The sequence below is a fragment of the Pseudomonas sp. RGM2987 genome, assembly GCF_022952855.1.
Classification (GTDB): Bacteria; Pseudomonadota; Gammaproteobacteria; order Pseudomonadales; family Pseudomonadaceae; genus Aquipseudomonas.
Genome location: NZ_JALJDX010000181.1, coordinates 29,728 through 44,441, shown reverse-complemented (window position 1 = coordinate 44,441; position 14,714 = coordinate 29,728). Strand labels below are relative to the sequence as shown.

14 protein-coding genes are annotated in these 14,714 nt (G+C 62.1%); 10 read left to right on the top strand and 4 right to left on the bottom strand.

The features are described from left to right. Positions 1-82 precede the first annotated feature (82 nt). Positions 83-997 carry a DUF808 domain-containing protein gene (locus RGM2987_RS11120; protein ID WP_245140831.1) on the bottom strand — a complete coding sequence of 305 codons (915 nt, stop codon included), beginning with the start codon at positions 995-997 and terminating at the stop codon, positions 83-85. A 130-nt stretch (positions 998-1,127) separates the two neighbouring features. On the opposite strand from RGM2987_RS11120, the gene RGM2987_RS11115 reads away from it, so the two are divergent. Beyond that, entirely contained in the window at positions 1,128-1,733 is a 606-nt protein-coding gene (locus RGM2987_RS11115; RefSeq protein WP_245140829.1) for a TetR/AcrR family transcriptional regulator, read from the top strand. Between the two features lie 127 nt (positions 1,734-1,860). On the opposite strand, the gene RGM2987_RS11110 is transcribed toward RGM2987_RS11115, so the two are convergent. Both RGM2987_RS11110 and RGM2987_RS11105 read right to left on the bottom strand, forming a co-directional pair. After that, positions 1,861-2,319 carry a transposase gene (locus RGM2987_RS11110; protein WP_245140827.1) on the bottom strand — a complete coding sequence of 153 codons (459 nt, stop codon included), beginning with the start codon at positions 2,317-2,319 and terminating at the stop codon, positions 1,861-1,863. Between the two features lie 211 nt (positions 2,320-2,530). Then, positions 2,531-2,971 carry a heme-binding protein gene (locus tag RGM2987_RS11105; protein ID WP_245140823.1) on the bottom strand — a complete coding sequence of 147 codons (441 nt, stop codon included), beginning with the start codon at positions 2,969-2,971 and terminating at the stop codon, positions 2,531-2,533. A gap of 267 nt (positions 2,972-3,238) precedes the next feature. Here RGM2987_RS11105 and gcl point away from each other — a divergent pair, with 267 nt between their 5' ends. The 9 genes from gcl (at position 3,239) to RGM2987_RS11060 (ending at position 14,313) form a co-directional block, all read left to right on the top strand. Next, positions 3,239-5,014: a glyoxylate carboligase gene (gene gcl, locus RGM2987_RS11100; protein WP_245140820.1), complete on the top strand. Its 1,776-nt coding sequence runs from the start codon at positions 3,239-3,241 to the stop codon at positions 5,012-5,014. A 168-nt stretch (positions 5,015-5,182) separates the two neighbouring features. After that, a complete protein-coding gene (gene hyi, locus RGM2987_RS11095; RefSeq protein ID WP_245140817.1) occupies positions 5,183-5,965 on the top strand; it encodes a hydroxypyruvate isomerase in 783 nt (260 codons plus the stop codon). 166 nt (positions 5,966-6,131) lie between these two features. Then, positions 6,132-7,022 carry a 2-hydroxy-3-oxopropionate reductase gene (locus tag RGM2987_RS11090; protein WP_245140815.1) on the top strand — a complete coding sequence of 297 codons (891 nt, stop codon included), beginning with the start codon at positions 6,132-6,134 and terminating at the stop codon, positions 7,020-7,022. Positions 7,023-7,171: 149 nt separating this feature from the next. Continuing rightward, positions 7,172-8,452: a glycerate kinase gene (locus RGM2987_RS11085; RefSeq protein WP_245140813.1), complete on the top strand. Its 1,281-nt coding sequence runs from the start codon at positions 7,172-7,174 to the stop codon at positions 8,450-8,452. Further along, positions 8,442-9,857, top strand: a complete 1,416-nt coding sequence (pyk, locus tag RGM2987_RS11080) for a pyruvate kinase (protein ID WP_245140811.1) — start codon at positions 8,442-8,444, stop codon at positions 9,855-9,857. Before RGM2987_RS11085 ends, pyk begins: the two co-directional genes overlap by 11 nt. A gap of 122 nt (positions 9,858-9,979) precedes the next feature. After that, positions 9,980-10,882, top strand: coding sequence for an urea transporter (locus RGM2987_RS11075; protein WP_245140809.1), 903 nt, complete (start codon positions 9,980-9,982; stop codon positions 10,880-10,882). A gap of 21 nt (positions 10,883-10,903) precedes the next feature. Further along, positions 10,904-11,728, top strand: a complete 825-nt coding sequence (locus RGM2987_RS11070) for an ion transporter (RefSeq protein ID WP_245140806.1) — start codon at positions 10,904-10,906, stop codon at positions 11,726-11,728. Between the two features lie 94 nt (positions 11,729-11,822). Next, positions 11,823-12,821 (top strand): sulfate ABC transporter substrate-binding protein, encoded by a 999-nt coding sequence (locus RGM2987_RS11065; RefSeq protein WP_245140804.1) that lies wholly within the window; start codon positions 11,823-11,825, stop codon positions 12,819-12,821. 286 nt (positions 12,822-13,107) lie between these two features. Then, the gene (locus RGM2987_RS11060; RefSeq protein WP_245140802.1) at positions 13,108-14,313 is read left to right on the top strand and encodes an MFS transporter; all 1,206 of its coding nucleotides are present in this window, start codon (positions 13,108-13,110) and stop codon (positions 14,311-14,313) included. 200 nt (positions 14,314-14,513) lie between these two features. On the opposite strand, the gene RGM2987_RS11055 is transcribed toward RGM2987_RS11060, so the two are convergent. Then, positions 14,514-14,705, bottom strand: coding sequence for a PLDc N-terminal domain-containing protein (locus RGM2987_RS11055; RefSeq protein WP_245140800.1), 192 nt, complete (start codon positions 14,703-14,705; stop codon positions 14,514-14,516). Between the last annotated feature and the right edge of the window lie 9 nt (positions 14,706-14,714).

Here is a 14,714-nt window from a genome sequence, read left to right as displayed (position 1 = left end):
GTGTATCAGTCAGCCTATTTGTAGCTGACACACCGTCTTCGCGAGCAAGCCCGCTCCCACAGTTTGTTTTGCGTTGTCAGGTTCAGCCTTTCAGCGCTTTCCAGATCTTGCCCACCGCCAACACACCTGCCAGCACCACCGCCCCCGCGACAATCCCCGCCAGCGCATTGAGCAACATCGGCACGATAAACCCAGCGCCGCCCGCGCTGGCCGCCATGCCTTCGATCCAGTGATGAACCACCGGCACGCCATGGGTGAGGATCCCGCCGCCCACCAGGAACATCGCCGCCGTGCCGATCACCGACAGGCTCTTCATCATGTAGGGCGCGGCGCTCAGGATGGCGCCACCGATGCTCTTGGCGGCTTGACCTGGCTTGCGGGTCAGCCAGAGGCCCAGGTCATCGAGCTTGACGATCCCCGCGACCAGGCCGTACACGCCGATGGTCATGACAATGGCGATGCCGGACAGCACGATCACCTGCTGAGTCAGCGCCGCATCGGCGACCGTGCCGAGGGTGATGGCGATGATTTCCGCCGACAGGATGAAATCGGTGCGCACCGCGCCCTTGATCTTGTCCTTTTCGAAGGCCACCAGATCGACCGCCGGATCCGCCACGGCCTCGACCAGTTGGGCGTGTTCGGCCTGGTCTTCGGCGGGGCTGTGAAGGAATTTGTGCGCCAGTTTCTCGAAGCCTTCGAAACACAGGTAGGCACCACCGACCATCAACAGCGGCGTGACCAGCCATGGGACGAAGGCACTGATCGCCAGCGCCGACGGCACCAGGATCAGTTTGTTGATAAACGAGCCCTTGGCCACGGCCCAGACGACCGGCAGCTCCCGCTCCGCACGCACGCCCGAGACCTGCTGGGCATTGAGCGCCAGGTCATCGCCCAGTACGCCGGCGGTTTTCTTGGCGGCCATTTTGGTCATCAATGCAACATCGTCGAGCACGGTGGCGATGTCGTCGATCAATACCAGCAAACTGCTTCCAGCCATGGAGGGGCTCCTTGAATAATAATGCCGCGCAGCATACCGCGAGGCGCACCGCCGTGGGCATTCTTGAGCGCCGCGCGAGGCCGGTGCTACCATGCGCCACCGCCAGAACAGGCAAGGAACCCCTGGGTTTATGAGCACTATCCGCGAGCGCAACAAAGAACTGATCCTGCGTGCCGCCAGCGAGGAATTTGCCGACAAGGGCTTCGCCGCGACCAAGACCAGCGACATCGCGGCCAAGGCCGGCCTGCCCAAACCCAACGTCTATTACTACTTCAAATCCAAGGAAAACCTCTACCGCGAGGTCCTGGAAAGCATCATCGAGCCGATCCTCCAGGCCTCGACCCCCTTCAACGCCGACGGCGTACCGGGTGAAGTGCTGAGCCACTACATCCGCTCCAAGATCCGCATCTCCCGCGACCTGCCTTTCGCCTCCAAAGTCTTCGCCAGCGAAATCATGCACGGCGCCCCGCACCTGAGCGCCGACCTGGTGGAGCAACTCAACGCCCAGGCCCGCCACAACATCGACTGCATCCAGACCTGGATCGACCGCGGCCAGATCGCCCCCATCGACCCCAACCACCTGATGTTCAGCATCTGGGCCGCGACCCAGACCTATGCCGATTTCGACTGGCAGATCAGCGCCGTGACTGGCAAGGCGAAGCTCGATGAAGCCGACTATGAAGCGGCGGCGCAGACGATTATCCGGTTGGTTTTGAAGGGGTGTGAGTTAGGCTGAGGAACTGCGGGCCTCATTCGCGAGCAAGCCCGCTCCCACAGGGGATCTGCGATGTTCAGACATTTTGTGTCCACACCGACCCTGTGGGAGCGGGCTCGCTCGCGAATAGCGGCAACTCGACTTCATGTCATACCCAAATGGCATCCCACAACGGATAGTCGCCAAGCCGCTCCACCAATCCTGCCCGCAATGGATTGGCAACCACATATCGAGCCAGTTTTACCAGATCATCGTCCCGCCGCAACGCCCGGTCATGATATCCCTGCTGCCAGAGGTTACCCGTCCAGCCAACAGCCTCATTCACACCCTTGGCACTCAAGGATTTCATCCGACACATCAACTCCCCCAACGACCCGCAATGCAGCTGGATCAACCAATGAAAATGATCAGGCATGACGACAAAAGCGAGGGAGTCGGCGATGCCCTGTCCTTGCACATCCTTGAATTGACGTATGACTATCCTGCCCAACCCATAGTCGTGGAAGACAGGCTCACGCTTGCGTGTATTAGCTGTCAGTAAATAAATGCGGTTTTGTTCTGTATACCGACCGATGCGCAGGCGATGTGAAGCTGAGCGTCCAGGCATTGTATTGCCTTCCTTTCAATGAGTTTCTGAAAGGCTAGCGTTGTCAACGCATGATCATGGCCGGACTTTTGGGCTGGATGTGTCTGGTCGATTGCTTTCGCGAGCAAGCCCGCTCCCACAGGGATCTGCAGCGTTCAGACATTTTGTGTCCGCCACCGAAACCTGTGGGAGCGGGCTTGCTCGCGAAGGCGCCAGTCAACTCACCACGGCATCAAGCTCCACCCCCCGCATCCGCCCTCAACCCCACCCCCTCCACCGCCCGGATCGCCACCTGCTCGTCAACATCCGAAGTGTCGCCGCTGATACCCACCGCACCCAGCACCTTCCCTTCCCCATTGCGAATCAACACCCCACCCGGAACCGGTACGACGCTGCCCTGCCCCAGGCTGTTCAACGCGGCGATGAAGGCCGGGCGTTGTTGGGCGTCAAGGGCGAGCAGGCGCGAGCCTTTGCCCAGGGCGATGGCGCCCCAGGCCTTGCCGATGGCGATGTGTGGGCGCAGCAGGCTGGCGCCGTCTTCGCGTTGCAGGGCAATCAGGTGGCCGCCGCTGTCGAGCACCGCGACGGTCAGTGGCGCGCAGTGGGCTTCACGGCCTGCGGCAAGGGCTTGGCCCGCCAGGTCGACGGCGATTTTCAGGGTTAGAACGCTCATGGGTGCTGTCCTTCTTTTGTTATGGGAGAGCCTTTCGGTTTTCGACTTCAGGAAAACCAAGCACCACAAATAGAGCACAATAAATATATTTTTTGTATACATTAATTCCAGCAAAAACGCCATTATCGACGAAAATACGCAGCCTGTCAGACTCCCAGGTGAATGAAACAGACGCTTGAGGAAATGGATTGACCTGCGCCGCTCGCCATGAATACACTCTGCGCAAAGCCACTTGTATACAATTACAAAACGTAAGAGGCACAAACCATGAGCAAAATGAGAGCAATCGAAGCCGCCGTCCTGGTGATGCGCCGTGAAGGCGTGGACACCGCCTTCGGCATCCCGGGTGCCGCGATCAACCCGCTGTACTCGGCCCTGCAAAAAGTAGGCGGCATCGATCACGTCCTCGCGCGCCACGTTGAAGGTGCCTCGCACATGGCCGAGGGCTACACCCGCACCAAAGCCGGCAACATCGGCGTGTGCATCGGCACCTCGGGACCTGCCGGCACCGACATGGTCACCGGGCTCTACAGCGCATCGGCCGACTCGATCCCGATCCTGTGCATCACCGGGCAAGCCCCTCGCGCTCGCCTGCACAAAGAGGATTTCCAGGCAGTCGACATCACCAGCATCGTCAAGCCAGTGACCAAGTGGGCGACCACCGTCCTGGAGCCGGGCCAGGTGCCTTACGCGTTTCAGAAAGCCTTCTTCGAGATGCGCTCCGGCCGTCCGGGCCCGGTGTTGATCGACCTGCCGTTCGACGTGCAGATGACCGAGATCGAATTCGACATCGATGCCTACCAACCGCTGCCCCTGGCCAAACCCGCGGCCAACCGCGTGCAGATCGAAAAAGCCCTGGCACTGCTCAATCAAGCTGAACGCCCACTGCTGGTGGCGGGCGGCGGCATCATTAACGCCGATGCAAGTGACCTGCTGGTGGAGTTCGCCGAGCTGACCGGCATTCCAGTGATCCCGACGTTGATGGGCTGGGGCGCGATCCCCGACGATCATCCGCAGATGGTCGGCATGGTCGGCCTGCAAACCTCACACCGCTACGGCAATGCCACGCTGCTCAAGTCCGACCTGGTGCTGGGGGTCGGCAACCGTTGGGCCAACCGCCACACCGGTTCGGTGGATATCTACACCGAAGGCCGCACGTTCATTCACGTGGACATCGAGCCAACCCAGATCGGCCGCGTGTTCACGCCTGACCTGGGCATTGTTTCCGACGCTGCCTCGGCGCTGACCGTGTTCATCGAAGTCGCCCGCGAATGGCAAGCCGCCGGCAAGCTGAAGAACCGTAGCGCCTGGCTGCAAGACTGCCAGCAACGCAAGGCCAGCCTGCAACGCAAGACCCACTTCGACAACGTGCCGGTCAAGCCACAACGCGTCTACGAAGAAATGAACCAGGTGTTCGGCAAGGACACCTGCTACGTCAGCACCATCGGCCTTTCACAGATCGCCGGTGCACAATTCCTGCATGTCTACAAACCTCGGCACTGGATCAACTGCGGCCAGGCCGGTCCCTTGGGCTGGACCATTCCGGCGGCGCTGGGGGTGGTCAAGGCCGATCCGAGCCGCAAGGTCGTGGCGCTGTCGGGCGACTACGACTTCCAGTTCATGATCGAAGAACTGGCGGTGGGTGCGCAGTTCAAGCTGCCGTACATCCACATCGTGGTGAACAACTCCTACCTGGGCCTGATCCGCCAGGCCCAGCGCGGGTTCGATATGGACTACTGCGTGCAATTATCTTTCGACAACCTCAACGCGCCGGAGCTCAACGGTTATGGCGTCGACCACGTCGCCGTGGCCGAGGGCCTGGGCTGCAAGGCGCTGCGGGTGTTCGAACCGTCCGGCATCCAGCCGGCGTTGCGCAAGGCTCAGGAGCTGATCGAGGAATTCCGGGTGCCGGTGATCGTCGAGGTGATCCTGGAACGAGTGACTAACATCTCCATGGGCACCGAGATCAACGCCGTCAACGAATTTGAAGACTTGGCGCTGGTGGGTAACGATGCGCCGACGGCTATTTCGTTGCTTGACTAATACTGGCGCCCCCACGGGCAATACTGTTCATTAAGGACATCACCGGACCTGTGGCGAGGGAGCTTGCTCCCGCTGGCTGCGCAGCAGCCCATCTTGTGAGTGCTTCGCACTCAAGCGGGAGCAAGCTCCCTCGCCACAGAAGCCCCCACACATCTGCAGGAGACCACCATGCCGCGTTTCGCAGCCAACCTGTCCATGCTGTTCACCGAGCAGGACTTCCTAGCCCGTTTCGAAGCGGCCGCCAAGGCCGGTTTCACGGGTGTGGAATACCTGTTCCCTTACGACTACAGCTCCGCCGAAATCAAGGCCCTGCTCGACGCCAATGGCCTGACCCAGGTGCTGTTCAACCTGCCGGCCGGGGACTGGGCCAAGGGCGAACGTGGCATCGCCTGCTTGCCAGACCGGGTCGAGGAGTTCCGCGCCGGGGTCGACCTGGCGATTGCCTACGCCAAGGTGCTGGGCAATACCCAGGTCAACTGCCTGTCCGGAATTCGTCCGCAGAACTGCAACGAGACGCTGGTGGAAAAAACCTTCGTCGCCAACCTCAAGTACGCCGCCGAGAAGCTGCAAGCGGCAGGCATCAAGTTGGTGATGGAAGCCATCAACACCCGCGACATCCCCGGTTTCTACCTGAACAACACGGCCCAGGCCCTGTCGATCCGCGAGCAGGTCGCCAGCGTCAACCTGTTCCTGCAATACGACATCTACCACATGCAAATCATGGAAGGCGACCTGGCCCGCACCCTGCAATCGCACCTGGGCGAGATCAACCATGTGCAACTGGCGGACAACCCGGGACGCCATGAACCGGGCACCGGTGAGATCAACTACCGGTTCCTGTTCGAACACCTGGATCGCATCGGTTACCAGGGTTGGGTTGGCTGCGAATACAAGCCACTGACCACCACCGAAGCGGGCCTGGGCTGGCTGAAAACCCATAACGCGATCTGACACGACGCGCGCTTTCGTGGCGAGGGAGCTTGCTCCCGCTCGGCTGCGAAGCAGACGCAATCTTTCCACCTGATGTGACTGTTCTGGGGCCGCTGCGCGGCCCAGCGGGAGCAAGCTCCCTCGCCACAGGTAGATCAGGCATTTACAAAAACAAGAGGATTTTCCAATGGCTAAAATCGGATTCATCGGCACCGGCATCATGGGCCACCCAATGGCGTTGAACCTGCAGAAAGCCGGTCACAGCCTGTTCCTGTCCCAGCATCACGATCAGGCCCCGGCTGAGCTGGTGGCCGGCGGCGCGGTGGCCCTGGCGAACCCGAAGGAAGTTGCCCAGGAAGCCGAATTCATCATCGTCATGGTGCCCGATACCCCGCAGGTCGATGACGTGCTGTTTCGCGCCGATGGCGTGGCAGCGGGCGTGGGAGCGGGCAAGGTGGTGATCGACATGAGTTCGATCTCCCCCACCGCCACCAAGGCGTTCGCGGCGAAGATCAACGAGAAAGGCGCGCAGTACCTCGACGCCCCGGTGTCCGGCGGTGAAGTCGGCGCCAAGGCCGCGACCCTGAGCATCATGGTCGGCGGCGACAGCGCTGCGTTCGAACGCGCCCTGCCGCTGTTCCAGGCCATGGGCAAGAACATCACCCTGGTCGGTGGTAACGGTGACGGGCAGACCGCGAAGGTGGCGAACCAGATCATCGTCGCCCTGAATATCCAGGCCGTGGCCGAAGCCCTGCTGTTCGCCTCGAAGAACGGCGCCGATCCAGCCAAGGTCCGCGAAGCGCTGATGGGTGGCTTTGCTTCGTCGAAGATCCTGGAAGTGCATGGCGAGCGCATGATCAAAGGCACCTTCGACCCGGGCTTCCGCATCAGCCTGCACCAGAAGGACCTGAACCTGGCCCTGCAAGGTGCCAGGGAACTGAACATCAACCTGCCCAACACCGCCAATGCCCAGCAAGTGTTCAGCACCTGCGCGGCCATCGGGGGGAGCAACTGGGATCACTCGGCGCTGATCAAGGGGTTGGAGCATATGGCGAATTTTTCGATTCGCGATAACTGACCCACCACAAAACCCTGTGGGAGCGGGCTTTGCTCGCGAAAGCGATCTACCTGTCACTGAAGTATTGACTGACACACCGCTTTCGCGAGCAAGCCCGCTCCCACAAGGGATCTGCACTGACTTCAAATAATAAGAATCGGGAGCCCGCCATGTCGGTCGATCCGCAACAACTGCTGCGCGAGCTGTTTGCCACAGCCATCGACGCGGCCCATCCGCAGCATGTCCTTGAGCAATACTTGCCAGCTGATCGCAGTGGCCGGGTGATCGTCATCGGTGCCGGCAAGGCGGCCGCTGCCATGGCCCAGGTGGTCGAGCGTTGCTGGCAGGGCGAAGTCACCGGGCTGGTGGTGACCCGTTACGGCCATGGTGCGCCGTGCCAGAAAATCGAGGTGGTGGAAGCCGCCCACCCGGTGCCCGACGCCGCTGGCCTGGCGGTGGCTGGACGGGTGCTGGAACTGGTCAGCAATCTGAACGAAGACGACCGGGTGATTTTCCTGCTGTCCGGCGGCGGCTCGGCGTTGCTGGCATTGCCGGCGGCCGGCATCACCCTGGCCGACAAGCAGTCGATCAACAAAGCCCTGCTCAAGTCCGGCGCCAGCATTGGGGAGATGAATTGCGTGCGCAAGCATCTCTCGGCGATCAAGGGCGGGCGCCTGGGCAAAGCCTGCTGGCCGGCGACGGTCCATACCTACGCGATTTCCGATGTGCCGGGCGACCTCGCCACGGTCATCGCCTCCGGTCCCACGGTGGCCGACCCCAGCACCTCGGCCGACGCCCTGGCGATCCTCAAGCGCTACCAGATTGATGTCCCGGCGGCGGTGCGCAGTTGGCTACTCAGCCCGGAATCGGAAACCGTCAAGCCCGGCGATCCGCACCTGGCGCGCTGTCATTTCCAATTGATCGCCCGGCCCCAGCAGTCGCTGGAAGCCGCCGCGGTGAAAGCGCGCCAGGCCGGTTTCAGCCCGTTGATTCTTGGCGACCTGGAAGGCGAATCCCGGGAAGTGGCGAAAGTCCACGCCGGCATCGCCCGGCAAATCGCCCTGCACGGCCAGCCATTGCCAGCACCGTGCGTGATCCTCTCCGGGGGCGAAACCACCGTCACCGTACGCGGTGACGGCCGCGGCGGACGCAACGCCGAATTTCTATTGAGCCTGACCGAAAGCCTCAAGGGCCACCCCGGGATCTACGCGCTGGCCGGCGACACGGATGGCATCGACGGTTCCGAAGACAACGCCGGCGCCATCATGACCCCGGACAGCTATCGCCGCGCCGGCGAACTGGGCCTGAGCGCCAGCGATGAATTGGATAACAACAATGGCTACGGCTACTTCGCGGCGTTGGATGCGCTGATCGTCACCGAGCCGACCCGCACCAACGTCAACGACTTTCGCGCCATCCTGATCCTTGAGAACCCCAAACATGACGCCTGATAAAAAGGTCAAGATCCTCGCCACACTTGGTCCCGCCACCCGCGGCATCGATGACATCCATGAGCTGGTACAGGCCGGGGTGAATATCTTCCGCCTGAACTTCAGCCACGGCGAACACGCCGACCATGCCCAGCGCTACCAGTGGATTCGGGAAGTGGAGCAGCAGCTCAACTACCCGCTGGGCATCCTGATGGATTTGCAGGGTCCGAAGCTGCGGGTCGGCCCGTTCGCTGACGGCAAGGTGCTGCTGCAACGCGGCCAGGCCCTGCGCCTGGACCTCGACCCGACGCCCGGCGATCAACGCCGGGTCAACCTGCCCCACCCGGAAATCATCGCGGCCTTGGAGCCGGGGATGGACTTGCTATTGGACGACGGCAAGCTGCGCCTGCGGGTGACCGGCAAACGCAGCGACGCCATCGACACCGAAGTGCTCAACGGCGGCGAATTGTCGGACCGTAAAGGCGTGAACGTGCCGCAAGCCGTGCTCGACCTGAGCCCGCTGACGGCCAAGGACCGCCGCGACTTGAGCTTCGGCCTGGAGCTGGGCGTGGACTGGGTGGCCCTGTCGTTCGTGCAACGTCCCGAGGACATCCGCGAAGCCCGGGCGTTGATCGGTGACAAAGCCTTCCTGATGGCCAAGATCGAGAAGCCGTCGGCGGTCACCCAACTGCGGGAAATCGCCGAACTGTGCGACGCGATCATGGTGGCTCGCGGTGATCTGGGCGTCGAGGTCCCGGCCGAGAGCGTGCCGCAGATCCAGAAGAACATCATCGGCACCTGCCGCGCCCTCGGCAAACCGGTAGTGGTCGCCACGCAGATGCTCGAATCGATGCGCTTCTCCCCGGCACCGACCCGCGCCGAAGTCACCGACGTCGCCAACGCCGTGGCCGAAGGTGCCGACGCGGTGATGTTGTCGGCAGAAACCGCTTCCGGCGATTACCCCCTCGAAGCCGTGCAGATGATGAGCAAGATCATCCGCCAGGTGGAAAACGGTCCCGATTACCAGACGCAACTGGACGTCAGCCGGCCGAAAGCCGAGGCCACGGTGTCGGACGCCATCAGCTGTGCAATCCGCCGGATCAGCGCGGTGCTGCCGGTGGCGGTGCTGGTGAACTACAGCGAATCCGGCAGCTCCAGCCTGCGGGCGGCGCGGGAGCGACCGACGGTGCCGATCCTCAACCTCACGCCGAACCTGGCGACGGCCCGCCGCTTGACGGTGGCCTGGGGCGTGCACTCGGTGGTCAACGATCGGCTGCGGCAGGTGGACGAGGTCTGCTCCACCGCCCTGGAAATCGCCCAGGCCCAAGGCATGGCCCAGCGTGGCGACACGCTGCTGATTACGGCGGGCGTGCCGTTTGGTAAGCCGGGGTCGACCAATTCGTTGCGTATCGAGACGTTGATCTAGCGCCTGTACCGGCCCTTTCGCGAGCAAGCCCGCTCCCACATTGGACTTGCGACGTTCATAAAGCCCCTGTGGGAGCGGGCTTGCTCGCGAAGGGATCAACCCGGTTTATCAGACCCACAAACATGCAAAACACCCCCTGCCCCGACTGGGCCACCGCCCTGCTCAACGGCTTCAGCCAGATCTTCCTCCAGCGCCACCCGCTGTGCGGCCTGCTGTGCCTGCTGGCCATCCTGCTCACCGCGCCCGGGCTGTTTGGCGGTGCGCTGCTGGGCGGCGTAGCCGGATTGCTCACGGCCCAGCGGCGCGGTTACGCCAAGGCTGATCGGCAGGCCGGATTATTCAGCTACAACGGTATCCTGTTGGGGTTGCTGGTGAGCCTGACGTTGCCCTGGTCCGCCTTGTTGCCACCGCTGGTCATTGCCGGCGGTGGGCTCAGTGCGATGCTGACCGAGCAATGGCTCAAGCGCAGCCAAGTCCCGCGCTGCCTGCCCGCCTATACCACCCCTTTCGTGGGGCTGGGCTGGCTGCTGCTGGGTTTCGCTGCGCCGCCGCCTGAGCTGATGTCGGTTGAGCTGACGCCGGCCAACCTGCTGGCCGGTTGTTTGAAGGGATTAGGCCAAGTCATGTTTCTCGGCCATCCGCTGGCCGGAACACTGATTGCAGGGGGCCTGCTGGTTGCCAACCGGCGTGCCGCCGGCTGGGCGTTGTTCGGTTCGGCCATTGGCGTCGCGTTCGCCATGCTGCATCAGGAACCCGCAACGGCGCTGTCCGGACTGGGCAGTTATAACCCGGCGCTGGTGGCGCTGGCACTCAGTCAACAGCGCCACCCACCCTGGCTGCCGCTGGCCGGGATCCTGCTGGCCGTCCTGCTCACACCGGGGTTTGTCGCCCTCGGCCTGGCGCCGCTCACCGCGCCGTTCATCCTCGCCTGCTGGCTGGTGCAGGCCACGGCGCGAACGTGGCAACAGATCGTGAGCGAAAGCGCGCCTTGCACTCTGCCCGGCAATCGCCCTAGGCTTCGCTGATTCCTGGTTCAGGCGAAGGTTATGGACAGCAGCAACAACTGGCGTGAACGTCTCTACGTCATGATTTTTCAGACCGACACCGTGGCCGGCCGGCGCTTCGACAGCACCCTGCTGTTGATCATCCTCGCCAGCCTGGTGATCGTGATGCTCGACAGCATCGACAGCGTGCACAAGCACTATGCGGGCCTTCTGGCCGGCATCGAGTGGGGCTTCACCTTCATCTTCATCGTCGAGTACGGCCTGCGCCTGTACTGCTCGCCCAAGCCGCTGCGCTATGCGTTCAGTTTCTATGGCCTGGTGGACTTGCTGGCAATCGTGCCGGGGATCCTCGCGCTGTATTACAGCGATGCCCAGTACCTGTTGATCATCCGGATCATCCGTATGCTGCGGATCTTCCGGGTGCTCAAGCTCAGCCCGTATCTGAAGCAGGCCAACTACCTGATGTCGGCGCTGCGGGGCAGCAAGCAGAAAATCATTGTGTTCCTGGTCAGCGTCTCGACCCTGGTCACCGTATTCGGCACTTTGATGTACGTCATCGAAGGCCCCGAGCATGGGTTCACCAGCATTCCCAAGGGCATCTACTGGGCGATCGTGACCCTGACCACCGTGGGCTTCGGCGACATCGTGCCCAAGACTCCGTTGGGCCAGGTCGTGTCCTCGTTGGTGATGATCACCGGTTACTCGATCATCGCCGTGCCGACCGGGATCTTCACCGCCGAACTGGCCTCTGCCATGCGCGGTGACCAGCTCCAGCATGACTGCCCGGTGTGCAACAAAAAAAGCCATGAACCGGCAGCCGCTTTCTGCTCTCGTTGTGGCAGTGCGTTGTTCAAAAAAGTGGAATAAGCAAAGCACTTTTTAGTGCTTGAAGTGATATCAGCTTGCCGCTAGTGTGCCGGCTGATGACTCGGAACCCCTGTTCAAATAAAAGGAATTCGCAGTGAAGAACTTCTTTGGCGCCTCCCTTCTCGCCGCAGGCCTGACCTTCGGTAGCCTCGCCCATGCCGCACCGACATTGCTCAACGTTTCCTACGACGTGATGCGCGATTTCTACAAGGACTACAACGCCGCCTTCCAAAAGCATTGGCAGGCCGAGCACAACGAAAACATCACCGTGCAGATGTCCTTCGGTGGCTCCAGCAAGCAGGCGCGTTCAGTGATCGACGGGCTGCCGGCGGATGTCATCACCATGAACATGGCCACCGACATCAACGCCCTGGCGGACAACGGCAAGCTGGTGCCCGAGAACTGGGTCACCCGCCTGCCGAACAACAGTGCGCCCTTCACCTCGGCCACGGTGTTCATCGTGCGCAAAGGCAACCCCAAGGCGCTGAAAGACTGGCCCGACCTGCTCAAGGACGGCGTGCAGGTGATCGTGCCCAACCCGAAAACTTCCGGTAACGGCCGCTACACCTACCTGTCGGCGTGGGGCTACGTGCTGAAGAATGGCGGTGACGAGAACAAGGCCAAGGACTTCGTCGGCAAGCTGTTCAAGCAGGCGCCGGTGCTGGACACCGGTGGTCGCGCCGCGACCACCACCTTCATGACCAACCAGATCGGCGACGTGCTGGTGACCTTTGAAAACGAAGCCGAGATGATCGCCCGCGAATTTGGCCGCGACCAGTTCGAAGTGATCTACCCGAGCGTCTCTGCCGAAGCCGAGCCGCCGGTGAGTGTGGTGGACAAAGTGGTCGAGAAGAAAGGCTCCCGCGAGGCCGCCGAAGCGTACCTCAAATACCTGTGGTCACCGCAAGGCCAGGAAATCGCCGCTGCCAACTACCTGCGTCCGCGGGACCCGGCGGTACTGGCCAAATACACCGACCGCTTCCCGAAAGTGGATTTCCTGTCGGTGGAAAAGACCTTCGGTGACTGGCGCACGGTGCAGAAGACTCACTTCAATGATGGTGGGATTTTCGATCAGATCTACAGCGGCAAGTAACGGCTGAGCACAGATGCATTGTGGCGAGGGAGCTTGCTCCCGCCCGGTTGCGCAGCAACCGCAAAAGCTTGGGGGCCGCTGCGCCCGAGGCGTCGGACCGTCCCAGCGGGAGCAAGCTCCCTCGCCACAACGGCCCTAAATCCAGAACATTTCTCAGCATCCTCAAAATTCAGAAAATTCCCTACATCAACACCAGGCATGTCTGCTATCACCCCAAAAGCCTGTTCCAGAGCTGCATAACGCTTTAGCCTTGCGCCCTTTCTTCCCGTTCACTGACGAGATAGCCATGCGCGCGCCTCTTTCCACCGCATCCACCGGCACGAGCCTGACCCGGGCCATGGTCCTGCTGTTCGCCTTCTGCTGCGGCGCCATCGTTGCCAACATCTACTACGCCCAACCGATCATCGACTTGATCGCTCCCGACGTCGGCCTGAGCAGCACCCTGGCGAGCCTGATCGTTTCGCTGACCCAGATCGGGTATGCCCTGGGCCTGTTTTTCCTGGTGCCGCTGGGTGACTTGCTGGAGAACCGGCGGCTGATGATTGTCACCACCCTGGTGGCGATTGCCAGTTTGCTGGGGGCGGCGTTCACCGATCAGCCGAATGTGTTCCTGCTGGTCTCGCTGTTGGTGGGTTTCAGTTCGGTGTCGGTGCAGGTATTGATTCCCCTGGCGGCGCACCTGGCGCCGGAAGAGTCCCGAGGTCGGGTCGTGGGCGGGATCATGGGCGGCCTGCTGCTCGGGATCCTGCTGGCGCGGCCGGTTTCCAGCGTGGTGGCCGATCACTTCGGCTGGCGGGCGATGTTCATGATCGCGGCCGGCCTGATGGCGGCGATCAGCGTGGTCCTGGCCGTGACCGTGCCCAAGCGCCAGCCCGACCACAGCGCCTCGTATGGGCAACTGTTGGGTTCGCTCGGCACCTTGCTGCGCCAGCAACCGCTGTTGCGCCAGCGGGCGTTTTACCAGGCGTGCCTGTTCGCCACGTTCAGCCTGTTCTGGACCGCAGTGCCGCTTGAGCTGTCCCGCAATCATGGCTTGTCCCAGACGGAAATCGCCCTGTTCGCCCTGGTCGGGGCGATTGGCGCCATCGCCGCGCCCATCGCCGGTCGCCTGGCGGATGCCGGCCATACCCACAGGGCGTCGCTGTTGGCGATGTTGTTCGCCAGCCTGAGCTTCCTGCCGGCGTTCATTCATCCAATCTACAGTGTTATTGGCCTGGCCGTGACCGGGGTGGTCCTGGATTTCTGCGTGCAGATGAACATGGTGCTGGGCCAGCGCACCATCTACGCCCTCGATGGAAAGAGCCGCAGCCGACTGAATGCGTTGTACATGACCAGCATCTTCATCGGCGGTGCCTTTGGCTCGTCAATTGCCAGCGCGGTGTATGAGCACGGCGGCTGGCTATGGGTGGTGATCGTTGGCAGTGTGTTCCCGTTGCTGGCCTTGCTGCGCTTTTTGAGCGCGGCGCAGAAGCGGGCCATGGCGACGGCTTGAAAGACTCGATCGTGGCGAGGGAGCTTGCTCCCGCTCGGCTGCGAAGCAGTCGTAAAACCGGCTGGCGCGGTCTATCTGGACAGTCGCGTAGCCTGGATTGGGGCTGCTGCACAGCCCAGCGGGAGCAAGCTCCCTCGCCACAATGTAGTTCGCCAACCTGAAGTGGACAGTGTTGGCGACCGGGCTTTTAAATCTCAAGATCAGACCCGCACGTTGCCCCGCGGTCCGGCAATCGCCCAGATGATCAGGCCCAAGACCGGCAGTAGCAGGATCAGCAGCACCCACAGGACTTTCGCCCCGACTTCAGAGCCACTCTTGAGCACGTTGATGATCGCCCAGATATCGAGCGCCAGGATGATCAGGCCAATCAGGCCGTTGAAGGTGGAACCCATGGTCTCGCT

Bases quoted from the DNA above. Each gene is read 5' to 3' on its own strand.
- RGM2987_RS11120 (WP_245140831.1), bottom strand. From the start codon at position 997: ATGGCTGGAAGCAGTTTGCTGGTATTGATCGACGACATCGCCACCGTG.
- RGM2987_RS11115 (WP_245140829.1), top strand. From the start codon at position 1,128: ATGAGCACTATCCGCGAGCGCAACAAAGAACTGATCCTGCGTGCCGCC.
- RGM2987_RS11110 (WP_245140827.1), bottom strand. From the start codon at position 2,319: ATGCCTGGACGCTCAGCTTCACATCGCCTGCGCATCGGTCGGTATACA.
- RGM2987_RS11105 (WP_245140823.1), bottom strand. From the start codon at position 2,971: ATGAGCGTTCTAACCCTGAAAATCGCCGTCGACCTGGCGGGCCAAGCC.
- gcl (WP_245140820.1), top strand. From the start codon at position 3,239: ATGAGCAAAATGAGAGCAATCGAAGCCGCCGTCCTGGTGATGCGCCGT.
- hyi (WP_245140817.1), top strand. From the start codon at position 5,183: ATGCCGCGTTTCGCAGCCAACCTGTCCATGCTGTTCACCGAGCAGGAC.
- RGM2987_RS11090 (WP_245140815.1), top strand. From the start codon at position 6,132: ATGGCTAAAATCGGATTCATCGGCACCGGCATCATGGGCCACCCAATG.
- RGM2987_RS11085 (WP_245140813.1), top strand. From the start codon at position 7,172: ATGTCGGTCGATCCGCAACAACTGCTGCGCGAGCTGTTTGCCACAGCC.
- pyk (WP_245140811.1), top strand. From the start codon at position 8,442: ATGACGCCTGATAAAAAGGTCAAGATCCTCGCCACACTTGGTCCCGCC.
- RGM2987_RS11075 (WP_245140809.1), top strand. From the start codon at position 9,980: ATGCAAAACACCCCCTGCCCCGACTGGGCCACCGCCCTGCTCAACGGC.
- RGM2987_RS11070 (WP_245140806.1), top strand. From the start codon at position 10,904: ATGGACAGCAGCAACAACTGGCGTGAACGTCTCTACGTCATGATTTTT.
- RGM2987_RS11060 (WP_245140802.1), top strand. From the start codon at position 13,108: ATGCGCGCGCCTCTTTCCACCGCATCCACCGGCACGAGCCTGACCCGG.
- RGM2987_RS11055 (WP_245140800.1), bottom strand. From the start codon at position 14,705: ATGGGTTCCACCTTCAACGGCCTGATTGGCCTGATCATCCTGGCGCTC.